This is a genomic window from Planococcus soli (assembly GCF_016881065.1).
GTDB lineage: Bacteria > Bacillota > Bacilli > Bacillales_A > Planococcaceae > Planococcus > Planococcus soli.
The window spans coordinates 148,447-169,996 of the sequence record NZ_WXYN01000022.1 but is presented as its reverse complement, the minus strand read 5'-3'; the positions used below and the strand labels follow the sequence as shown (position 1 = coordinate 169,996).

Here is a 21,550-nt window from a genome sequence, read left to right as displayed (position 1 = left end):
GAATGGGCCCGGTCTATTCACCTGTTTCGTGCAGGGTGACACTTTCAATGTAATGAATATACCGCCTCAACTCTCTCGCCTGTTCCCTTGTAATATCCCCTGCCACATACATTTTATAAATTTCAGATCGCCCCATATCCATGACAATGACACGCAGCTCTTCTTTTTGCAGTTCGTACTTTTCGTCATACAGGTTTTCCGGCTTTTTCAATCGGCTGACCATCTGCTTATAATCCGAGATGACCGCTTCTATGATCTCTTTCGGTTCGTATTTCCCTGCATAATCTTCCAATCCCGTTAATGCTGACTGCAATGCTTGCAATTGGATTTGGCGCCCTTCCTGAAACTCAACAAGACGCGTTTCTTCTTCATTAAGATTTTGCCCTCTAAAACGCCTCCAAGCCCGGATCAGCTTTCCTTGTAAGTAGAGCATGGTTGAACGCGCATTATTGGCGATTACTTCTTCCCGCCGATCCAGTGACTTTTCAAATGCCTCATACACTTCATGGGTCATTTCCTTTTTGCGGCGAAGCTCCTGAATGTATCTGCGTTCCAAACGCAGCGCCTTTAAGCGGACCTCCCGCATTTTGCGCTGATATTTTTTGTTGGCTTGCGCCGCTGCATCTTCTTCCGGCTGAATTTGCTGGAAGCGCAATTTGTATTCCTCCATCAATTCATAGGCAGCCGCTTCGTTTTCTTCGGTAATTTCAGATTTGATCTTTTTAATCGAGGAAAGCAGGATTCGTCTCCGCGCCTCTTCCAAGTCCATCTTCACTTCATCTTCGCCATCTGACAACTGCCCTTTGCTGAGCATAGGAAGGAAAATCGTTGCCACAATTAATGTGAAGAGAATCGTTCCTGCTGCTAAAAAGAGAATGAGTGAACGGTTCGGAAAATCTTCTCCATTATCCAGAAGAAACGGCAGCGACAAGACCCCGACCATTGTAACCGTCCCACGGACCCCGGTTAAACTGACGTAAAGCGTCAGCTTCAAGCTCGGCTTGGCCGACTCCTCCATTTTGCCAAAGCGGTACTCATATATCGAAAACAAATACGCCCAGATAAAGCGGATTCCTAAAATCATCAAGCCAATTGCCGCCACATAGGAAACGATCAGCAACAAGCTGGTATTCGGATTTTCCAGCACCCCGCTCATTGAAGTCGGGATATTCAAACCAAGCAGCAGGAAAACAATCCCGTTCAGGATGAAAAGGATAATCGTCCAAATGTTTTCCGTTACTACCTGCTCTTCGGCAATAAGCGTTTCCGTCTGTTCCCGCACTAAAGAGTGCACAATTCCCGCTACGACTACTGCAATAACTCCGGAGGCATGAAGAATATCTTCCGTCACGATAAAGATCAAAAACGGGGTCATGATTTGCAATAAGGTATGAAATGTTACATCGTTGATGCCTTGCTTCCTTAGGATCAACCGTATGCCGATGATCAATAAGCCCAATGTCAGACCCAACAGTCCACCAGCTACAAATTTATAGGAAAAATCCCATACTGCCTCTGACAGCGAAAAATATCCGGTTACAACAGCAGCCACGGCATAGTTGAATGCCACAAGACCGGATGCATCATTAATCAGCGATTCGCCTCTCACCAGGCTTAACACTTTCTGCGGAATCCGGATGCGCTGTGCGATTCCGTTTACCGCAACCGGGTCTGTAGGTGATAGGATGGCGGCTAATGCAAAGGCGGCGGCCAGGGGAATTTCATCAATCAGCCAATGGATGAAATAACCTCCCACAACAGTGGTCAACAGCACCAAGATGATGGCATTCCCTAAAATAGGGCCTTTCATCCGCCATAGTTCTTCCCGCGGAAAATGGCTGCCGTCATTAAACAGCAACGGGGCGATGAACAGCAGCAAAAACCATTCAGTTTCTATATCAAAGGAGATATCCTGGTAAACCAAAACCAGAATAATGCCCAGTGCGACTTGGATTAAAGCCGTCGGTATAAAAGGAATGTAATGGCTTACTACATTGGAAATCAATAAACAAATCAATAATAGAAAAATCGTCAGCAACAAGTCCATAGCTGTTCTCCATTCTGCGCTAAGCTTCAGTCAACTTCATGCAAGTCATTTATGTATACCCACAATCCGCTTTTAGAGTCGCTTTTTATCATTTCTTTTATTAAAGAAATGAAATTCGGGTATACTCCTTTTAACCAATGTTGGGAGGTAGCGAAATGTTCTATTTAAGTTTGGCGTTTATCATCGGATTTATGCTGATCCATCTCTTTACGAATTACATTAAATTTCTGGATAGAAAACCGAAAGACAGATTGATGTCATTTGTTTCTGGCGGATCCATCGCTTACGTTTTTCTGCACCTGGTTCCTGAACTGACTCATTATCAGGAAGTCGCAGAAGAAGCTCATTTGCCCGCCTGGCTGGAGAGCCTTGACTATGTTACCTACTTGGCAACGCTTGCTGGGATCGCCTTTTTTTACGGCATCAGCCAATTAAACGCAAAGTCTCAAGCAAAAAATGAACGAGAAAACGAAATTACCCGGCCAAGCAAACCCGTATTCGCTCTCGAAATTGTGTCTTTCTCGTTATACAACATACTGATTGGATATTTGCTGATCGATTTGAGCGGGGATAATTTTGCGGACTACCTTATTTACTTTATTGTCTTTTCTTTTCATTTTATCGCCAATAATCGGGTGCTTCATCTGACGCATGAAGAACTGTACACCAATATTGGCCGTTGGATATTGGCTGCTGCAGTGTTTGTTGGATGGCTCATCTACAATTTAACGGAAACCTCCGAATTGAATATCGCCTTCTTTTCTGCTTTTCTGACTGGGGGCATCATTCTCAACATTCTTAATGACGAACTGCCGGTCGAGAAAAACAGCAGCTTCCCTTCTTTTATTGCAGGACTCGTTTTGATCGCCGTACTGCTGCAGCTGATTCTGTAAATTGGAATGGCAGACTGCCGAATAAACCTCCTCTTTCCCGTCCAGGTTTATTTACTTTGTTAAAGTGGTACTAAAGATATATCTATTATTACAAAAAATTGATGTGTACACAGAGGATATGAATGAGTTTCCGGCGAAATAGTTGATGTCATACAAAATGCCTGAATGGGGGAATTTTTGATGAAAATTATTGTAGCAGGCGGAGACGGATTTTGCGGCTGGCCAACTGCCTTGTATTTATCTCAAAAAGGACATGATATTGCTATCATTGACAGCATGGTCAGAAGACATATTGATGAAGAACTGGGCTCAAATTCAATTACACCCATTGCCAGCCTCGAGGAACGGGTAGCCAAATGGAAACAACTGACTGGCAAAGAGATACGTACATATGAAGGTGATTTACAGGATTTCGATTTTCTAAAAACCGTTCTTGAAAAAGAAAAGCCCGAGGCATTTGTACATTTTGCCGAACAGCGCTCTGCTCCGTATTCCATGATTGATCGGGAGCATGCCGTATATACGCAGGTCAATAATGTGGTCGGGACACTCAATGTCCTCTACGGCATAAAAGACATTGTTCCGGATTGCCATTTGATAAAACTTGGGACTATGGGGGAATACGGAACACCCAACATCCCGATCGAAGAAGGCTATTTGGATATTGAACATAAAGGCCGTAAAGACCGCCTGCCTTTTCCCAAGCAGCCTGGTTCGTATTATCACCTTTCCAAAGTCCATGACAGCCACAACATCATGTTCGCCTGCAGGATTTGGGGAATCCGTGCCACAGACTTGAACCAGGGCGTGGTATACGGACTTTCAACCAACGAAACTGAGCTGGATCCGATTCTGTCAAACCGGCTGGATTATGATTCCGTGTTCGGAACGGCATTGAACCGGTTCATCATTCAGGCCGCCATCGCTCACGATTTGACAGTCTATGGAAAAGGTGGCCAAACGCGCGGTTTTCTTAGTATCGAAGACACCGTACGCTGTATTGAAATAGCGGCTGAAACTCCTGCTGATTCTGGAGAATTTCGTGTGTTCAATCAATTTACTGAAGAATTTTCAGTAATGGAACTGGCCGAGATGGTCCAAAAAGTAGCGGTTGAAGAGGGATTGGCAGTTGGAATCTCCCACCTGGAAAACCCGCGGGTTGAGAAAGAAGAGCATTTCTATGAAGCCGTCAATACGAATTTGCTGGACCTTGGATTAAAACCCCATTTACTGACAGACGACGTCATTCGCACTATTTTAAAAACTGTCATCGCACATAAGGATCGTGTCATCAAAGAAAACGTCCTGCCAACCGTTAAGTGGAAATAAGTGGCGGTTGCCGAATCGAATTTCACCGGAGGGAGCTGTTTCAATGAAGATCATGATCGTCACTGAGACTTTTTTGCCTTCTACCGATGGCATTGTTACGAGATTGGCTGCCTGTATCCGCTGGCTTCACCAGGATGGCCACGAAGTGCAAATCATTGCACCGGATTTAGGCGTGAAGGAGTTTGATGGGGCCACGGTCAAAGGCGTTCCTGCATATGCTTTCCCTTTTTATCGCTCCAAAAAATTCGCTTTTCCAAACAGGATCATAAAAAAATACATGACCGAATTTGATCCGGATATCGTTCATGTCGTGAACCCAGCAGTTGTCGGTTATTCCGGCGTCACTTATGCCGATAAGCTTGATATTCCATTAATCGCGTCATACCACACCAATATCCCTCAATACATGGCCTATTACAAACTCGGTAAATTAGACTGGATCATGTGGTGGTACATGAAAAAAATGCACAATAAAGCGGATCTTAATTTATGCACGTCTCACACGGTTTTAGAAGAATTGACAACAAAGGGATTTGAACGGATGCAGGTCTGGAAACGTGGAGTCGATACAGAGAAGTTTCATCCGAGGCATTCTTCAGAAGACATGCGCAACCGCTTATCTGGAGGACAAAAAGATAAAATTCTCCTTATCTATGTAGGCCGTCTGGCAGCTGAGAAAGAAATTGAAAAAATTAGGGATGTTCTAAAGGAATCGGATCGATTTTGCCTGGCCATTGTCGGGGACGGCCCTCATCGCAAAGAACTTGAAAAACATTTTTTTAATACAAGGACTGTATTTACCGGCTTTATTCACGGGAATGAACTGGCTTCGGCTTTTGCTTCGGCAGACGCGTTCGTCTTTCCTTCCACTACCGAAACATTGGGCTTGGTCATTATGGAAGCCATGGCTTCAGGATTGCCGGTAGTTGCCGCGGAGAGTGGCCCGACAAAAGAACAGGTTACAGATTACAGAAATGGTCTGCTCTATGACTCAAAAGATCCGGAAAGCTTCAAGAACATCATCTTGCAGCTGGAAGATGCCCGCTTTCGCCAGCAGCTGGCACAGCAAGCAGTCGTTGACGTCGCTGAACTCGGCTGGGCTGCCGCAGCAGAACAAATCCGCGATTTGTATACCCAGATAATCGAAGCGAAAGCTGTGGAGCCCTTCCAGGCTGCGGAATAAGAACGGCCTGAGAATGGGGGGATGTCATGCAGAACAGCAGAAAATCGCGGGCGCCTGCCCAAACACTGCAATTTACCATAATTGGCATCTCCAACGCGGCTGTAGATATAGGGTCGCTCAATCTGCTGTTGCTGCTGCATCCGACTGACCAGAGCGGCACTTTAACGCTGTTTAATACTATTGCTTATTGCCTGGCAGTGGGCAATAGTTATTTTTGGAATTCCCGAATCACCTTTCAGCGTGCGGCAAAGGGCAGCCCGGATCAGCGGGTCGGCTTTTTCCTGCAGGGACTATTCAGCCTGCTGATTAATAACGGGGTTTTCCTGGCTTTCAATTTGCTGTTTCAGTTTATTGGCATGCCTGTATGGCTCCGTCACAATCTGGCAAAGGGATTGGCGATGTTTGCTTCATTTTCAGCAAGTTTCTTTATGATTAAGTATTTCGTCTTTAAAGATAAAGAACGTCAAAATCGACACGGATAAGTCATTTGATAAACCCCTCTCATCAAAATATTGGAGATGAGAGGGGTTTTAATGTCGAATAATAGTTCAGTACATTTCCAACTATATGATTTGAACTTAATAATTAACATTTTGCCTACCGATTTGGGATTAGCCCGTGAGAACGGCAAGTGGAGCTGGTTTACGTCACATCGGCAATTAAAGATTAATAGCCTAGCTTACGTAAAGGGCTTTTTCTAAATTTTCTTAGCGGCACTGTTTGTCTATCTGTCTGAAAAAAGCAGCCACGCTGACATCTCCACGCATACTTCTCTATACATTTTCAAAAAACATAGTTCTTTAGTTTAATTTATCTAGTTAAAAAAGCACATCCATAGTAATCTATACATAACGAGATAAACCTTGAACGTTCGCATTAAGTACAGCATTCGCTTGGCAAGTGTTTCTGCATTCATTAATTTCTTTTAACCCTATGATATGAAAGCAATTCTTTTCGTTCAATTCTGTAGATCGTACCGCCAAATTTGAGGAGTGAAACGAGTGAATTCCTGCAGAAAATCCATTTTTTTATCTTTAGCTGCTGCGGTGTTTCTGCTTGCGGGGTGCTCCAACGATCCTGTCACAACGGATAAAGAGCAACAGTCTGTTATTTTTGAAGTCCGGAAACTTCCCATTGCCACTTCACCTGCAGAATTGAACGTGACCCATTCCGCCTCATTGTCTGCCATTGGGGATGTTCTGATTCACGAACGTGTTTACCTGGATGCCAAAACGGCAAATGGATTTGATTTCAACCCTATGCTCCAAAAAGTGACCCCTTTTCTGAAAAACGCGGACATTACTGTCGCAAATTCAGAAAGCATCATCGGTGGAAGCGAAATTGGCCTGTCTAGCTATCCCGCCTTTAACAGCCCTTACGAAGTAGGCGATGCCTTGAAGGACTCTGGGGTGGATGTCGTCAGTCTGGCGAACAACCATACGCTTGACCGGGGAATTCCAGCGATTGAAAATGCCATCAGCTATTGGGAGCAGCTAGGAATAATCTATACCGGGTCTTATTTATCCGCCGGTGACCGGGCAGAAATTGCGTTGATGACAAGCAATGGCATCACCTTTTCCTTTCTGTCCTATACTTATGGAACAAACGGAATTCCCACTCCTGCCGGACAAGATTATCTGGTCAACCGCATCGATCCCATGCTCATCCAACAGGACTTGAAGCGCGCAAGAGAAGTATCGGACGTGGTCATTTTAAGCCTTCACTTTGGGGAAGAATATCAAAAAATGCCAAACGCCGAACAAATTGAACTTGCCCATTTTTCCGCTGAAAATGGAGCTGATGTCATACTTGGCCATCACCCCCATGTACTGCAGCCTCCAGAATGGATTGACACGGAAGACGGTCGCCGAGCTTTCGTCATCTACTCGCTTGGAAACTTCCTATCAGGCCAGGACGAGTTGGATCGGCAAATTGGTGCAATCCTGCATCTTGACATTGAAAAAAAGATGACCGCTGATTCCAGTACCATCACCTTGCAGAATCCAGCCTTTACAACCACTTTTGTCAGAAGCTCCAACTCCAAGGATTACGAAATGGATTTGCTGAAGAACGTTGATGCCGACTTAAACACAGCCACGAAAGCCCATTTGTCCACATGGATTGAAGATCTTCAATTTATCGAATAATGGGTTTGAATTCCATGCTGATTCGGGTACTTGATAGTATCTTCAAAAAGGTGGCATGATTATGCGAATTTCCTGTATGGGCGGCCTGCTCATTTCAATTATACTTTCTATCGTCTTGACGATTCTGTTGAATCTGTTGTTCTTCTAGATAACACCCCCATCATGCGCATGATGGGGGTGTTTTTGCTTACACTTTCCGAATTTCTTCCACGAGCTCTTCAAGGCCATCTTGAAAAACGTGGTCGCTTCCCGTGAGCTGCCTTACTGTTGCGTTTGGAATGTTTTCCATATATTTTCCCATATGATTGAAAGGTACAATGTCGTCACCGATGCTATGGAAAAGGACGACATCAGGCAATAGTGAACTTCGGGAAACAAAATTTTCTGCCAGCGTAAAGTTCTCCAACTCCCAATCTGAATTGATTCCCCAAAAAGGTGCAGCAATCGTTATAACTTTGGCAAAAGACTTTCCCAACTCTTCTTCCGATAAAAATTTAAACAACGCCGATCCGCCAATTGAATGGCCCACCAAGACCGCACCATCGTCCAGAGCAGCAATTTCTTCCTTTAATTTCACTTTCCATGTTGCGTATTGCGGGTCTTCCGGATTTGGCATTTTTGGCGCAATCACTTGAAAACCTGATCCCAATTCGTCCTCTAAGTACCGCAGCAATCCCGTACTTCCCTCCCGTTCTCCTTGAGGGCCCGCGCTGTGGATGAATAAAACCTGCTTCATAGAAGCCGCCTCCTTTAATTTTGTCACAATCCTTTTACAGAATACTGGAAAGACCCGAACTAAAGATGTTGTCATCTTATATTTCTCCGTTATTTTGGTTATCAAACATATACCGGCTCTCTAAACCTTGCTAAAATATAGGCAACTAAATTACTTGCTCCACTGTTTTTGGAACGTCTCTTCAAACTTTTTGTAGAAGTGCTTATGTGGAATACAGCATTATTTTACGGGCAGCACCCGCCAAATAAAAGGAGCGATCAAAATGGAGAATAAGCTTTCGACAGAAAATCATGAGTTCCCCAAAAGCATCGGCAAACCGGCACAACGTGCACTTTTAGCGGCTGGCTATCAGCGGCTCCAGGATCTGACGTCAGCCGCCGAACAGGAGTTGCTCGAACTGCATGGCTTCGGCCCCAAAGCTTTGGGCATTCTACGGCAAGCACTCGATGAGCAGGAGTTGCGTTTCAAATCCTGAATGCAAAAAGCCATTCCAAAATCAGCTGATTTCGGAATGGCTTTTGTCTATATGCTGCTGCTTATGCAAATCCTAAAAACTTCATGATGCTCAAAATCAGAATGCCGACAACTCCAAAATCCGAGTCACCGAATGTTGTTCCAGAGAATCCGATATCGCCCATCAAGACCAGCAAAATAGCAGGGATAAAACTGATGATCAGTCCGTTGGCAAACGCGCCCATCATGGCACCGCGCCTTCCGCCTGTTGCGTTGCCGAAGACGCCTGCCGCTGCTCCTGTGAAGAAATGCGGAACCAGCCCGGGAACAATGACACTTAATCCGAGAACCGGAAGAAGGAACATTGCCAGCAATCCCGCAAAAAAGCTGAACAGGAAACCGATGATTACGGCATTTGGTGCAAACGGGAAAACGATTGGGACATCCAGTGCCGGTTTCGTGTTCGGCACCAATTTATCGGCAATCCCCTGGAAAGCAGGTACAATTTCAGCAATCAGCATTCTCACACCCGCAAGGATAATGTAGACGCCTGCAGCAAATGTAATTGCTTGTATGAATGAAAAGACCAAGAAGTTCGAACCGTTTGATAGGGTTGTTTCAACAAACTCCTGTCCGGCAAACAAAGCGACAACTAAGAAGAACAACGTCATTGTCAAAGAGACTGCGACAGAAGTATCTCTTAGAAAGCCCAATGATTTAGGGACTTTTATCTCTTCAGTCGTTTTTTCTTTATTGCCGAACCATTTTCCGACGTTAGCGGAAACAAAGTAGCCGATCGAGCCGAAATGCCCTACAGCAAAATCATCGCTGCCTGTGATTTGGCGCACATACGGCTGCAACAGGGCTGGAAACAGCACCATGCACAAGCCCAAGAGAATCGATCCCACAATGATCAATGGAGCGCCGTCCAGTCCCCCGACTGACAAAGTTACAGCCAATAGGCATGCCATGAACAAAGTATGGTGTCCAGTAAGGAATATGTATTTGAACGGAGTGATGCGTGCCAATAAAATATTGGTGATCATCCCGAATACCATGATCAATGCAGTAGATGTCCCAAACTCGCTTTGAGCAGCTGCGACAATCGCTTCATTGTTCGGAATGACGCCCTGCACGTTGAACGCATGGTCGAACATTTTCCCGAATATATCCAGCGAGCCAATCAGCACTGTAGCTCCGGCTCCAATAATTAAAAAGCCCATCACTGTTTTTAACGTTCCCGATACTACATCAGCACTGCTTTTGCGCTGCAGCAGCAATCCTACAAGCGCAAACAACCCGATAAGAATAGCAGGTGTTCCTAAAATATCGTTCATGATCAGTTGTAACACAGTAGTTCCCCCTTCCCGTCAGACTTATACTAAATGAGGCTCAAGTTTTGATTTGATCTCCGGAATGCTCATCATGTTCTCTAAATTGACAATGGTCCGGTTTCCATCATCCAATTGACCCATGATGTCCGCTGCTCCGATAAAGATATCCGCTTGCTCCGATTTTGCTGAAGTCAGATCCGTATGATCCACTTCCGCTGTTTTCCCCAATTCTTTTAGCGCCTTCTTCACATTCAATTCCATAATAAAACTGCTTCCTAATCCGTTTCCGCACACTACCATGATTTTCATTCTGTTTCCTCCTTAGAATAGTTATGGATGATTTCCAAAAGTTGTTCTTTGTCCGTTGCTTCCAGCATCCTTTGGATATTAGCCGGCTCGTTCAGTAAATTTGTCAGCTGGATCAAAGCCCGCAGATGCGAGTCGCTGTCAGCTGCTGCCAGTACGATAATCAATTGGACTGGTTTGTCCGGCGCAAAATCCACCGCTTGCTCGAGCTTCAATAAGCTCATTGATAATGAACGCACCCCTTCTTCGGGGCGTGCATGAGGGATTGCGACCAGCGGGGTGATGACCACATAAGGTCCGTTCTTCTCAATAGACTCGACCATTGCCGTTACATATCGTTCTTCAACTGTCCCTAACTCCACAAGCGGACTGGCAGCCAGTTGAATCGCTTCCTGCCAAGTGGCAGCATGTTGTTTTAATTGAAGTGTTTGCGTAGTCAGTAATTCTCCTAACACAGGTTTTTCTGCCTCCTTTACTGCATGTGTATTTGTTCCTGCTGCTTGCGTATACAAAGTGGCCTGCAGTTCCTTTTCCAGCTGATTCGGGTCATGAATCGTTGCGTATTTGGAAATCAATTTCATCAATCCGGCAACATCAGAGTCTGGAACCGTGTAGCCGTATAGCTCCTGCATTACTTGCCTATTCAATTTCTGCTTGTCTCGCTCCTCAAGAATTGGCGGGACTACAAACAAAGTAGCCTCCGTTCTCATAAAGACCGATGAAAATACGAGGTCATAGTCCAGTGGATACTCTGCTGTATCCCGGACAGACAGCACATCCAAAAACAGGATGGTCGGAAATAATTCCCGCAGCGTATAGTTGAGGATATTGCTCACGCCAATGCCATGAGGGCAAACGACAATCGCTTTTTTTCGGTCATCCAAACGAGTTCCCTGCCTTTGAAGCCAGCCCCCAAAATAGATGGTGAAATAGGCTACTTCATCTTCCGGCAGTTGAAAGCCCAGTTCTTTTTCCAGAATCCTCAAGGACTTGCGCGTCAAATGCTGAAGTTCCGGATAAATTTTGGAAACCCGCTCCATCATGGGATTAACATGAGGAAATCCGTATTTGATGCGGTAAAAAGCTGGTTTGAAATGAACATAGAGTTGTTCGCAAAGCTGTTCTTTATCGTGAAGATGGACAAATGTCAGCCGCTCAAACTCTTCTGTGACTTGCTGCAAAAGTTCATGAAAAACCCGGTCATCTCTCAAAGGCGACCGATCTTTTGTCCGGTTCATGCTAACCAGATGCAAAGTTGCATACAGTTTTTCTGTCAGGCTCCATTGGGATTGAAATGCGGCAGTATCAATCATTTCGTCAATCAGCAGGTATTCTTTTGTTTCCGTAAATGGGAGCCAGCTCGGATCTTGATCCAACTCTTCTCCTTTGCAGATCAATTGATCAGTGGAAAAGAAAAGATACGCGAGTTCATGGAGGCGTTCATCCGTAAAGGTGATATCCAATTGCTTTTCAATGTTTTCCAGCTTCTGATGAACGGCTGCTATGCGTTCTTCAAATCCGCTCCAGATACACTGCGTAATCATTTGGCTGTTCGGGCTATTCAACACTTCATAAAGCAGCTGCTCGATAACAAAACGTTTTATCCGGCTGTTGCCCGTTATGATGTAACCGGATTGTTTGGAATAATGGATGGTTAACCCGATTTCTTTAGCTGTTTCTTTCAAACGCTGGAGGTCATTCAATACCGTATTTCTTGAAACTCCCGTAGCCGACTGAAAATGAAACACCGACAGAGGTTCCTGGCTCAAAAGAATCATTAAGTAAATTACTTGTTCTCTATCCTTTTCTGAAAAAATATAACTCCGTTTTGTCAGCTTGACGCTTATTTCATCTTCTGCAATCTTATCGGATAGAAAATAACCGAGTTCACGCTTATACTGCACTGGATCATAACTATTAAATTCAAGCCAATCATTGACCTTGCCCAAACTGTATTGAATCTGTCTGCGTGTCAGTCCTGTTTGATCTTCAATCTCACTCATTGAGGGAATCGATGAATGCTGCAGGAGCTTTAGTAAACCGGCACTTCTTTCGTCTAAAAACATCCTTTGATCCTCCCTTACCTTTACAATAGTCTATGCATTTGCTGAAATACATCTTTTCTCAGTCCCAATATTGTTCTTATCCCTGCACAACACTGTACTGTAGTTTTAAAAGATAGGCTATGTAAGTTGAACTTGAGTATTATCATTTTATACACCGCTTTGGGCATAGCTCTGCCCAGTCCGCGAAAAGCGCAGCTGCTTTGCGGAATATCGACAATGAAGGATTATGAGTCTGACATATATTTAGATAAATAAAAGAGTTATATTTTATTGATAACGCTGCTAATTTATTGATTTTATTACAACATCGGATTATACTGAACGAAAAAAATCCATACATAATCGGCTGTCAAATTCATATATGGGAGCGAAAGCTAATGAGGAAATCTGGAAGGAGCATTCTGTTGTTTGTTCTATTTTCACTCTTAGCCATTGGAACCATCACCTTTTTGTTCACTATCTTTCCTGCTGGCAGCGGCAGTTTGGAAGAGGCTCTTTTTGAAGAAGAAATTCGGGACATCTACGTTTCTGCAGAACATGCGAATGTGACATTGCTCTCTTCCCAAAACGAAAACACTAAAGTCGAACTGGACGGAAACAATGGGAAACATCAGCTTTTGACTACACTCCAAGACACACAGCTCACAATTGAAGTCATCAGCAGATCAAGTTTTTTCAATTTCAGTTCACGGGACCCAGCCGTCTTGACCATCCACGTTCCAAAAAGCAATTCCAGAAATCTTAAAGTTCAATCCGATAACGGGGATCTTGACTTCTCTACTGTCGAAGCCTACGACTTGTCGGCGTATACTGCAAACGGCGAGATTGGGCTGGAGAATGTTTATGCGAAGTTTGCTTCTGTCGAGACAGCAAACGGCCAAGTGGGCTTGAATGGCGTTGAAGCCCAAGGCATCGATGCTGTATCCTCAAATGGCGACATTCACCTGGAAAATATAAATGCCTATGTAAAACTGACAGCCGATACTTCAAACGGCAGCATCGACCTAGTGACAAGCGACTTGGTTTATCCTATTGAATTTAAAACAAGCAATGGGGACATCACCATTCAAACCGAAAACAAGCCGGTTCAAGGCAGTTTCGAATCCACCGCAATAAATGGGCAGATCGATATTTTTGGAGATAGTTCTGAAATGATCAAATTGGAAGACGAATTCCCTTTGATCAAAGCAAGTTCCGAAAACGGCAATATCCTTGTGGAATGATCCAGCTTTCAATAGGCAAAAGACACATGCTCACGCCCGAGAGCTGTGTCTTTTGAGCTTTCAGGAATCCTTTTTTAAGACTCTAGATTTTGAAGGCCTTTTATTTCACCAAGTTGTCGATCCAATTTCCCCAAATTCCTTTTTATTCCTGAATCATTTATACTGGGAATACGCTAAGGTTTTTCTCGATTCCAGATTGTGAAAATTCCAGAACCAATTATTGCTGGAAGGAGAGAATAGAAATGTCACGGCAGACTTATCGCAAAGAAAAAAATCAACTGATCTATACACAGCAGCATCTCGCCAATGAGCGCACTTACCTGGCTTGGATCCGCACCGTCATTTCGATTGTCGGGGTCGGTTTTTTAGCAACCAGCCTGCATTTTACAATGGGGGTCACTCGCAATCCTTTTGTTGATGTCTTCACGGTTGCACTCGGCATTTTTGCCTGTATTTTTGGCCTCGCTGTTATTTTTTCAGCAACCCAAAACTACAAAACCAAGCGCCAGCAAATCATCAATGAAACATTTACGCCATCGAATATGCACATCACGCTGATATCCTCGATGCTTGCCGTCATGATTATTATGGTCATTATCTACTTCTTTATGATTATGTAAGGTAGACACATCTCACCAAGTTTAGCAGCAAAGGAGCACGCGCTATGGATCCATTAGATATTCTTGAAAACTTACATAAGGTCAAGCCTGCTTTCCAGCCGATCATCAGTGCGGTCAAACACAATGTCATCGGCTATGAAGTTCTGGGGAGATTTCTGTTTGAAGGCACTTGGATCAGCCTTGGCGACTTTTTTCATGACAGCGATGTGCCCGATGAATACAAAGTTGAAGTCGATCAGCATTTGCTGAAATTGGCTATCAGCCAAATGCTCGATTCCGGGAATGACGGACTGCTGTTCATCAATCGAAACGCCAAGCAATTGCTGATCAACAGCGGAGAAGATTTTCTGGAATCTTTAAAAGTGTACGCGGAAAAAGGCTTCTCCATGAATCGGATGGTTCTGGAAATTACCGAACATGATTTTGATGAAGACTTTGAAGTGCTGGAACATCTTTTGATCTACTATAAGACGTATGGCATTCAGATTGCTGTCGATCATGTAGGAGCAAAAAGCTCCAATATCGACCGGATTCGCCAGCTGCGTCCTCATATTTTGAAAATTGATACCACTTTTGTACGGAATTCCAATCCGGAAGTATTCCAGGATGTTATCCAAACCCTTTCTGTGCTGGCACGGCGTATTGGCGCTAAACTTTCCTATGAAAACATTGAAGACAATTACCAACTGTATTTTGCCTGGAAACATGGCGGCCATTACTATCAGGGCTTTTACTTGGCAAAACCGGATTTTGAACTGCCAGTGAATGGCTCTATCCCGATTGATGTGGGGGATAAGATTAATGCGTTTGTCCAACGGGAAAAAGCGATGGTGGAAAGCCGCTACGCTTTTACCCATATCCAGGAAGAAAAAGTAAAAAAGCTGCTCCCCAAATGGAACGGTCCCCAAACTGCAGACCATTTTATCGAAGCTGTGGCTGATCTTTTTAAAGAAGAAAGTTTCCGCCTGTACATTTGCAACAGCGATGGCCGGCAAGTGTCTTCCAACTTCAGGAAACACGGCAGCGATTGGTCTTTGGAATCTGATCAAATCGGATCACACTGGGCATTTCGCCCATATTTCTTAGAAAATACGATGCAGATGAAAACCAGGCATAAAGGGATTTTATCAGACATCTATTCAGATATTGAAACCGGCGAGATGATCCGCACATTCAGCTATCCCTTATCAGAAGACTGTTATTTGTTTATCGACATCAGCAACGACTTTATTTCTGAAAAGGATTACCTGCTGTTTCAGTAGGAGAAAAATGGGCAGCATATAAAAAAACTCTCCAAAAATGGAGAGTTTTTTTTACAGTATTGGATTTTTCATAAAGTTATCGTCTTTTCTGAAATTCCCCATGACTTCCATCGTTTCGCTGATGCTGACGAATGCCTTTGGGTCGATATTTTTAATCAACGGCCGAACAAATGCCAACTCGTGGCGGCTGATGACGCTATAAAGAACTTTCACTTTAGCAGCTGAATAAGCCCCTTCGCCATCGACTACCGTAATGCCGCGGTAAAGATTATCAAGCAATTCCTTTTTAACAGCATCGCCTTGATTGGTCACCACCATCAAGCTCAGTTTAATGTGGCGCGTGTGGACCCGGTCAATCACCAGACCACTGATGTAGATGGAAGCCATCGTGTACATCGCCAGTTCCCACGAAAAGATAAAGCCTGAAACGAAAACGACCGCGCTGTTGAGCACAAAAACGAGTGCTCCCAGGGGAATATCCCGTTTCATGGAAAGCAGCAGGCCAATGACGTCAAATCCGCCAGTCGAACTGTAATAGCGAATAATAATTCCGATGGCGGCTCCTGAAATCACCCCGCCAAAAACCGAAGACAGTAATGCATCTTCTGTCAATTTCACAACCGGAATATACAGCATTGAAATTGATGTAACCACAACAGAAAACAGGCTATTGGCTATGAAGGTCTTGCCCAGCTTCATCCAGCCGAGAACAAGAATCGGAATGTTCAAGAGGATCATCCAAAGCCCCGCATTCAAAGGGGTTACCAACCCCAGCATCATCGCAATGCCGGTCACTCCGCCCGCCAGTACCTCATGGGGCAATAAAAACATATTAAACGCAAATCCAAGGACAATTGAGGAAACAAAAACAATCAATAATCTCGTCCATTTATTCATAACCAAACTCCAATCTTAAGGCAACCCTTACTTAAATTTTTTTGTTCAACACACAAAAAAAGGCCGTGCAGCTGCACGTCACCTGAAGAGCATTTATTATCATGTAATCTTTTACTTTTCAATAAAAACTACGAAAAAAACGAATAAATTGTTCTTTTTTATCGTGAACCAATAGTTCATATTATAGTGGCTTTACGGATTGAAAAGCAAGCCTTTCTTCTTTTATCCACGTTCTTTTCACCAAAAGAAAAAAGGATTCAGAATGAGATTATTCTGAATCCTTTTTTGCTAATTTTCTTTTTCTAATTGGCGGATTGCTTTTTCCAGCTCTTCTTTTTCTTCCCCTGTAATTTCCGGATATTGTGGATCCATCTGCTGCAGCGTTTTGACCATCACTTCCGAAACGATATAACGTGAAAACCACTCATCATCAGCTGGAAGTGCATACCAAGGCGCATATTCGGTTGACGTATTATTCAAGAGATCTTCAAAAATTTCCTGATAACCGTCCCAATGTTTACGCTCTTTTACATCATTAAATGAAAACTCCCAATTTTTCTCCGGATTTTTCATGCGCTCAAGCAAGCGGCGGCGTTGCTCATCATAGGACATATTGAAAAAGAATTTCACTACCGGAAATCCATTTTCCGTCATATAACGTTCATAATCATTGATTTGGCGATAGCGGACATTCCAGATATTTTCATCGATTAATTCATCTGGAAGCGGTGTTTCTTCCAGTAAATCATGGACTCTTGGCGCTATTACTTCTTCATAATAGGAACGATTCAGGATGCCGATCTGCCCTCTAGCCGGCATCCCTTCCCGGAATCGCCATAGGTAGTCGTGGGCAAGTTCAGCTTCAGAAGGCTTTTTAAACGATGTCACCTTAAGTCCCTGTGCCGTCAAGTTAGAAAATATATACGTTATAGCTTCATCTTTTCCTGCTGCGTCCATTGCTTGGAGTACAACGATAATCCCTTTTTCTTCCTGGGCATGCAATTTCATATGCAATTCTTTCAGTTTATCGACGCTTTCCGGAATTTTTTTCTCTTTGAGTTCGTGTTCATCGAATTTATCTCCATCTGTAGTAGGATAATGGGAAAGCTTCAGTTTTTCATCTTTATTGACTAAGTATTTATCGATATTCATAATCATCCTCCTTCTTGCTTTTCATACAGTGAGTTGATTGGCTTGCCTCCTACCATACCCTCTATCAGGAATAATCTAACGGACTATTGAAAAACCGTGATCCTCATTTGGGATCACGGTTTTTCAATAGCTTATTCCACCTCATCTTCGACTGAAACTTGCCATTCGATTCCAAATTTGTCGACCAGGCTGCCGTATAGCGGGCTCCAGAAAGTTTTCTGCAATTCCATACTGACCGTGCCGCCTTCAAGCAATTTGCCAAAAACGGTACGTGCTTCCTCGATGTCATCAAAGAGTACCGTGACTGACATATTATTGCCTTTTTGAAACGCTGGCATTCCCATTCCTGGAGGGACATCAGAAATCATCAGTGTATCGCCATTTTTCAAGTCAATCTGCGCATTCATCACCATATTCTTAGCTTCCTCGGGCATGCCTTCCATATCCGCCCCTTGCGCTTCACCATAGGTCATGATGCCAACCAGTTCACCACCCAGCACATCCGTATAAAAATGTGCTGCTTCATGTCCGCTGCCATCAAAGTTCAAATAAGGAAATAACTTTGTAATCATTATTGCCCTTCTCTCCGATTTTTATTTTGATTGCTGAACCTCCGTCAAATACTTCTCCAGGCGGTCATAGGTTTCGGCCATTCCTTCAACTGCCTGCATCTCAATTACTTTCTGCAGTTCTTCCTGTGAATCGAACTTGGTGGCAGAAATCACCTTGCAGGAAGCCTCATCATCAACAAAATCCGTCGTAATCAGCATGACTGGCATATCGGCGACTTCATTTTCCTGTTCATCGGAAAAGGCGTCCACATAAACCAAGCGATTTGGTGGATCAATTTCCCGGTAAGTCGACTTCCCCCATGCTTCCTGTCCTTCAGGCGAACGCATGCAATAGTGCCAGATGCCGCCGGGTTTGACTTCCATTTTGTAAACAGTCGTATCCCATCCAGTTGGGCCCCACCAGCGCGCAACATGCTCCCGCTCCACAAACATTGAAAATACCAGATCTCTTGGTGCGTCAAAAGACCTTTCCATGATCAGTTCCAAGCCATCCACTTTCGAAGAAATTTTATTTGCAGACATCGCAAATCCTCCTTGTTTTTGGTTGATGCCAACGGCTTTGCAGCGGGCGTTTTACAACCTGATCTCCCTCCTCCTGCATTCTCGAATTAGTTGGAGCTTCCTTTTAAAATTTTATGATGATCCGTGAAGAATCGCCTTTTGCCAAAATGTCGAAGCCTTTATTGACTTCCTCCAATGTGATGAAATCGGTGATCAGTTTATCGACAGGCAAGCGATCTTCCTGAAACAGATTCATGTAACGCGGAATGTCACGGCTTGGCACGCAGCTGCCCAAATACGATCCTTTAATTGTCCGTTCTTCGGCAGTCAACGACAAATACGGAAAGGCAAATTGATGCTCCGGATGAGGCAATCCCGTCGTGACCGTAGTTCCCCCGCGTTTAGTGACAGCGTAGGCAACTTCCATCGCCGGAACAACGCCAGCAGTTTCAAAAGCGTAATCCAATCCGCCGCCTGTCGCTTTTCGAATCTGTTCAACAACATCCGGATCTTTAGAATTAAACACATCCGTGGCTCCCAGCTCTTTTGCTTGTTTCAGTTTATTTTCATTGATATCCACAGCAACAATACGGCTCGCGCCGGCCGCAATTGCCCCAAGCAGCGCACTGAGACCTACTCCGCCAAGGCCAACCACTGCGACTGTGCTGCCGAGTTTAATGCCCGCTGTATTGACAACTGCTCCGACTCCCGTGATGACCGCGCAGCCAAACAGCGCCGCTTTTTCGAAAGGAATATCTTTATTCACTTTAACGACTGAATTTCTCGATACGACGGCGTATTCCGAAAAAGCCGAAACGCCTACATGGTGGTTGACGATTTCCGTCTCTGTATGAAGACGGTTTCCGCCGCCCAGTAAGGTGCCCGCCGTATTGGAGGCAGCTCCCGGTTCACATAAAGCTGGACGTCCTTCCCGGCACGGTCCGCATTGTCCACAGCTCGGAACGAATACGCAGGCGATATGATCGCCAGGTTCCAAATCGGTCACGCCTTCTCCGACCTCGATAATCACACCCGCTGCTTCGTGGCCAAGAGCCATAGGCAGCGGCCGCGGACGGCTGCCGTTCATCACTGATAGGTCGGAATGGCATAAACTCGCTGCTTTTATTTGGATTAACACCTCTCCTTTTTCCGGCGAATCCAATTCCAGCGTTTCAATATGAATCGGCTGGCTTTCTTCGTAAGGAGTTGTTGCTCCAATTTCCCGTAATACCGCTGATCTCACTTGCATACTTCCACCATCTCCTCAATCAAATTTTCAATATAGTTTAATGCCGATAAATTTCACATCGGTCATTTCTTCAATCGCATAGGTGACCCCTTCTTTTCCCATGCCGCTGTTTTTCACTCCGCCATAAGGAATATGATCATAGCGGCGAACCGAAACTTCATTGATCCAGACGCCTCCCGTTTCCAGCGTATCTGCCATCCGCATAGCCCGGTTGATATCGGCCGTGAAGACACCTGCCTGCAAACCGAAATCTGACTCGTTGGCATGCTTTACCGCTTCTTCTTCCGTACCAAAGGACATAACGCTGACAATAGGTGCAAAAACCTCCGCACATACCACCTTCATATCAGGTGTTACGTCACTGACAATGGTCGGCTCCATCATTGTGCCTTTGCGATTTCCGCCGGCCGATAATGTCGCGCCTTGCCTAAGCGCTTCTTTAACCCACGATTCTGCACGCTCAGCTGCTTCCTGGGTGATCATCGGCCCCATATCGGTTGTTTCATCCAGTGGGTCTCCCGTTTGAAGCGCTTTCACTTTTTTTGTCAGCTTTTCCAGAAACGCAGAATAGACGGTTTCCTGGACATAAATCCGTTGTGCAGATACGCAGGCCTGTCCGGCATACGTAAAACCGCCGATTACGATAGCATCGACAGCAACGTCCAGATCCGCATCTTCAAAAATAATATTTGGAGCATTTGATCCCAATTCCAATGTAACTTTTTTCCGTTTGGCCATTTCTTGTATTTTCCATCCGACAGCGCTGCTGCCAGTGAACGTCACCCGTTTTACTTTCGGATGAGTCACCAATGTTTCCGCCAGTTCCTGTCCCGGCCCCATGACAATATTGATGACGCCTTTAGGCAGTCCGGCTTTTTCAAACAACCGGTACAGAAGAACTGGAGAAAGCGGCGTTTTTTCCGCTGGTTTCAAGACCACCGTATTGCCTGCCGCAATCGCCGGGGCAACCTTGTGAAGCACCAGGTTCAACGGGAAATTAAAAGGCGTAATGGCTGCAACCACGCCGAGAGAAACACGCTTCGACATGCCGATTTGATTTTCTCCGCCGATTGCACTGTCCAGTGGAATCATTTCCCCGTAGATGGATTTGGCTCCTTCCGAAGCAAACCGCAGCACCTGAACGGCACGCGCCACTTCTACCCGGCTTTCCTTGATGGGTTTTCCTGCCTCCAAAGACAATAAATGCGCAAAGTCATCGCCCTCGATTTCCAGCAGATCAGCAGTTTTCCGAAGAATTTCAGACCGTCTATGCGCCGGCATCTTTTTCATGGTCTGCACATAAACGCGATGTGCACTGACAACCGCTGCAGCTGCATCTTCCCGTGTGGCGCAAGAAATCTTTCCGATAACTTCATTGTTGTAGGGATTAAAGACCCTAATTTCGTCGCGTCCATCTTTAGGCAACTCCTTGCCATCGATAATGGAACCGAAATGGTACTTACCGATTTCGATCATTTCGGATTCTCCTCCTTTTTCAACTTTAAAAAAACCTGTTCACTTCAAAGAGCATTGTTTCTTATGCGGCCTCACTACTTAATATAGTATGCCTTTATCAAGAA

At 44.6% G+C, this 21,550-nt stretch carries 20 protein-coding genes; 9 read left to right on the top strand and 11 right to left on the bottom strand.

The window, feature by feature from the left end; translation table 11 throughout:
- Nucleotides 1–13: 13 nt before the first annotated feature.
- Entirely contained in the window at nt 14–2,047 is a 2,034-nt protein-coding gene (locus GJB59_RS12095; protein ID WP_142828313.1) for a Na+/H+ antiporter, read from the bottom strand.
- A 155-nt stretch (nt 2,048–2,202) separates the two neighbouring features.
- On the opposite strand from GJB59_RS12095, the gene GJB59_RS12090 reads away from it, so the two are divergent.
- From GJB59_RS12090 to GJB59_RS12070, 5 genes are all read left to right on the top strand, one after another.
- The gene (locus GJB59_RS12090; RefSeq protein ID WP_142828311.1) at nt 2,203–2,940 is read left to right on the top strand and encodes a hypothetical protein; all 738 of its coding nucleotides are present in this window, start codon (nt 2,203–2,205) and stop codon (nt 2,938–2,940) included.
- A gap of 180 nt (nt 2,941–3,120) precedes the next feature.
- Nucleotides 3,121–4,269 carry an NAD-dependent epimerase/dehydratase family protein gene (locus tag GJB59_RS12085; RefSeq protein WP_142828309.1) on the top strand — a complete coding sequence of 383 codons (1,149 nt, stop codon included), beginning with the start codon at nt 3,121–3,123 and terminating at the stop codon, nt 4,267–4,269.
- Nucleotides 4,270–4,312: 43 nt separating this feature from the next.
- Complete coding sequence (locus GJB59_RS12080) at nt 4,313–5,452, top strand: glycosyltransferase family 4 protein (RefSeq protein WP_142828307.1); 1,140 nt, start codon at nt 4,313–4,315, stop codon at nt 5,450–5,452.
- A 26-nt stretch (nt 5,453–5,478) separates the two neighbouring features.
- Nucleotides 5,479–5,934, top strand: a complete 456-nt coding sequence (locus GJB59_RS12075; RefSeq protein ID WP_142828305.1) for a GtrA family protein — start codon at nt 5,479–5,481, stop codon at nt 5,932–5,934.
- 519 nt (nt 5,935–6,453) lie between these two features.
- On the top strand, nt 6,454–7,599 hold the full coding sequence (locus GJB59_RS12070; RefSeq protein ID WP_142828303.1) for a CapA family protein: 1,146 nt from the start codon (nt 6,454–6,456) through the stop codon (nt 7,597–7,599).
- Nucleotides 7,600–7,786: 187 nt separating this feature from the next.
- On the opposite strand, the gene GJB59_RS12065 is transcribed toward GJB59_RS12070, so the two are convergent.
- Complete coding sequence (locus tag GJB59_RS12065) at nt 7,787–8,335, bottom strand: alpha/beta hydrolase (protein ID WP_185960059.1); 549 nt, start codon at nt 8,333–8,335, stop codon at nt 7,787–7,789.
- A 262-nt stretch (nt 8,336–8,597) separates the two neighbouring features.
- On the opposite strand from GJB59_RS12065, the gene GJB59_RS12060 reads away from it, so the two are divergent.
- Nucleotides 8,598–8,810, top strand: a complete 213-nt coding sequence (locus GJB59_RS12060) for a helix-hairpin-helix domain-containing protein (RefSeq protein ID WP_142828299.1) — start codon at nt 8,598–8,600, stop codon at nt 8,808–8,810.
- Between the two features lie 61 nt (nt 8,811–8,871).
- On the opposite strand, the gene ulaA is transcribed toward GJB59_RS12060, so the two are convergent.
- Genes ulaA through GJB59_RS12045 form a run of 3 tightly spaced genes read right to left on the bottom strand, consistent with a single transcriptional unit; the run spans nt 8,872 to nt 12,494 of the window.
- The gene (ulaA, locus tag GJB59_RS12055; protein ID WP_142828297.1) at nt 8,872–10,140 is read right to left on the bottom strand and encodes a PTS ascorbate transporter subunit IIC; all 1,269 of its coding nucleotides are present in this window, start codon (nt 10,138–10,140) and stop codon (nt 8,872–8,874) included.
- 24 nt (nt 10,141–10,164) lie between these two features.
- Nucleotides 10,165–10,431: a PTS sugar transporter subunit IIB gene (locus GJB59_RS12050; RefSeq protein WP_142828295.1), complete on the bottom strand. Its 267-nt coding sequence runs from the start codon at nt 10,429–10,431 to the stop codon at nt 10,165–10,167.
- Nucleotides 10,428–12,494, bottom strand: coding sequence for a BglG family transcription antiterminator (locus tag GJB59_RS12045; RefSeq protein ID WP_142828293.1), 2,067 nt, complete (start codon nt 12,492–12,494; stop codon nt 10,428–10,430). The genes GJB59_RS12050 and GJB59_RS12045 overlap by 4 nt, the downstream gene beginning before the upstream one ends.
- A gap of 404 nt (nt 12,495–12,898) precedes the next feature.
- Here GJB59_RS12045 and GJB59_RS12040 point away from each other — a divergent pair, with 404 nt between their 5' ends.
- The 3 genes from GJB59_RS12040 (at nt 12,899) to GJB59_RS12030 (ending at nt 15,599) form a co-directional block, all read left to right on the top strand.
- Nucleotides 12,899–13,717, top strand: a complete 819-nt coding sequence (locus tag GJB59_RS12040) for a DUF4097 family beta strand repeat-containing protein (protein ID WP_185960058.1) — start codon at nt 12,899–12,901, stop codon at nt 13,715–13,717.
- A gap of 242 nt (nt 13,718–13,959) precedes the next feature.
- Nucleotides 13,960–14,337 carry a YidH family protein gene (locus GJB59_RS12035; protein WP_142828289.1) on the top strand — a complete coding sequence of 126 codons (378 nt, stop codon included), beginning with the start codon at nt 13,960–13,962 and terminating at the stop codon, nt 14,335–14,337.
- A 44-nt stretch (nt 14,338–14,381) separates the two neighbouring features.
- The gene (locus GJB59_RS12030; RefSeq protein ID WP_142828288.1) at nt 14,382–15,599 is read left to right on the top strand and encodes an EAL domain-containing protein; all 1,218 of its coding nucleotides are present in this window, start codon (nt 14,382–14,384) and stop codon (nt 15,597–15,599) included.
- Nucleotides 15,600–15,650: 51 nt separating this feature from the next.
- Here GJB59_RS12030 and GJB59_RS12025 read toward each other — a convergent pair whose 3' ends face one another.
- The 6 genes from GJB59_RS12025 to GJB59_RS12000 all read right to left on the bottom strand — a co-directional run bounded on the left by GJB59_RS12025 (nt 15,651) and on the right by GJB59_RS12000 (nt 21,446).
- On the bottom strand, nt 15,651–16,496 hold the full coding sequence (locus GJB59_RS12025) for a YitT family protein (RefSeq protein ID WP_142828286.1): 846 nt from the start codon (nt 16,494–16,496) through the stop codon (nt 15,651–15,653).
- A gap of 288 nt (nt 16,497–16,784) precedes the next feature.
- Nucleotides 16,785–17,648: a PPK2 family polyphosphate kinase gene (locus GJB59_RS12020; protein ID WP_142828284.1), complete on the bottom strand. Its 864-nt coding sequence runs from the start codon at nt 17,646–17,648 to the stop codon at nt 16,785–16,787.
- A gap of 131 nt (nt 17,649–17,779) precedes the next feature.
- Nucleotides 17,780–18,220, bottom strand: a complete 441-nt coding sequence (locus GJB59_RS12015) for a VOC family protein (protein ID WP_142828283.1) — start codon at nt 18,218–18,220, stop codon at nt 17,780–17,782.
- Between the two features lie 21 nt (nt 18,221–18,241).
- A complete protein-coding gene (locus GJB59_RS12010; RefSeq protein ID WP_142828281.1) occupies nt 18,242–18,742 on the bottom strand; it encodes an SRPBCC domain-containing protein in 501 nt (166 codons plus the stop codon).
- Between the two features lie 103 nt (nt 18,743–18,845).
- Nucleotides 18,846–19,970: a zinc-dependent alcohol dehydrogenase family protein gene (locus tag GJB59_RS12005; RefSeq protein ID WP_142828279.1), complete on the bottom strand. Its 1,125-nt coding sequence runs from the start codon at nt 19,968–19,970 to the stop codon at nt 18,846–18,848.
- A 27-nt stretch (nt 19,971–19,997) separates the two neighbouring features.
- Nucleotides 19,998–21,446, bottom strand: coding sequence for an aldehyde dehydrogenase family protein (locus GJB59_RS12000; RefSeq protein WP_142828278.1), 1,449 nt, complete (start codon nt 21,444–21,446; stop codon nt 19,998–20,000).
- Nucleotides 21,447–21,550 lie beyond the last annotated feature (104 nt).

What these genes read in the sequence shown, in the direction of transcription:
- GJB59_RS12095 (WP_142828313.1), bottom strand. Translation starts at nt 2,047, where the DNA reads ATGGACTTGTTGCTGACGATTTTTCTATTATTGATTTGTTTATTGATT.
- GJB59_RS12090 (WP_142828311.1), top strand. Translation starts at nt 2,203, where the DNA reads ATGTTCTATTTAAGTTTGGCGTTTATCATCGGATTTATGCTGATCCAT.
- GJB59_RS12085 (WP_142828309.1), top strand. Translation starts at nt 3,121, where the DNA reads ATGAAAATTATTGTAGCAGGCGGAGACGGATTTTGCGGCTGGCCAACT.
- GJB59_RS12080 (WP_142828307.1), top strand. Translation starts at nt 4,313, where the DNA reads ATGAAGATCATGATCGTCACTGAGACTTTTTTGCCTTCTACCGATGGC.
- GJB59_RS12075 (WP_142828305.1), top strand. Translation starts at nt 5,479, where the DNA reads ATGCAGAACAGCAGAAAATCGCGGGCGCCTGCCCAAACACTGCAATTT.
- GJB59_RS12065 (WP_185960059.1), bottom strand. Translation starts at nt 8,335, where the DNA reads ATGAAGCAGGTTTTATTCATCCACAGCGCGGGCCCTCAAGGAGAACGG.
- GJB59_RS12060 (WP_142828299.1), top strand. Translation starts at nt 8,598, where the DNA reads ATGGAGAATAAGCTTTCGACAGAAAATCATGAGTTCCCCAAAAGCATC.
- GJB59_RS12050 (WP_142828295.1), bottom strand. Translation starts at nt 10,431, where the DNA reads ATGAAAATCATGGTAGTGTGCGGAAACGGATTAGGAAGCAGTTTTATT.
- GJB59_RS12045 (WP_142828293.1), bottom strand. Translation starts at nt 12,494, where the DNA reads ATGTTTTTAGACGAAAGAAGTGCCGGTTTACTAAAGCTCCTGCAGCAT.
- GJB59_RS12035 (WP_142828289.1), top strand. Translation starts at nt 13,960, where the DNA reads ATGTCACGGCAGACTTATCGCAAAGAAAAAAATCAACTGATCTATACA.
- GJB59_RS12030 (WP_142828288.1), top strand. Translation starts at nt 14,382, where the DNA reads ATGGATCCATTAGATATTCTTGAAAACTTACATAAGGTCAAGCCTGCT.
- GJB59_RS12025 (WP_142828286.1), bottom strand. Translation starts at nt 16,496, where the DNA reads ATGAATAAATGGACGAGATTATTGATTGTTTTTGTTTCCTCAATTGTC.
- GJB59_RS12020 (WP_142828284.1), bottom strand. Translation starts at nt 17,648, where the DNA reads ATGAATATCGATAAATACTTAGTCAATAAAGATGAAAAACTGAAGCTT.
- GJB59_RS12015 (WP_142828283.1), bottom strand. Translation starts at nt 18,220, where the DNA reads ATGATTACAAAGTTATTTCCTTATTTGAACTTTGATGGCAGCGGACAT.
- GJB59_RS12010 (WP_142828281.1), bottom strand. Translation starts at nt 18,742, where the DNA reads ATGTCTGCAAATAAAATTTCTTCGAAAGTGGATGGCTTGGAACTGATC.
- GJB59_RS12005 (WP_142828279.1), bottom strand. Translation starts at nt 19,970, where the DNA reads ATGCAAGTGAGATCAGCGGTATTACGGGAAATTGGAGCAACAACTCCT.
- GJB59_RS12000 (WP_142828278.1), bottom strand. Translation starts at nt 21,446, where the DNA reads ATGATCGAAATCGGTAAGTACCATTTCGGTTCCATTATCGATGGCAAG.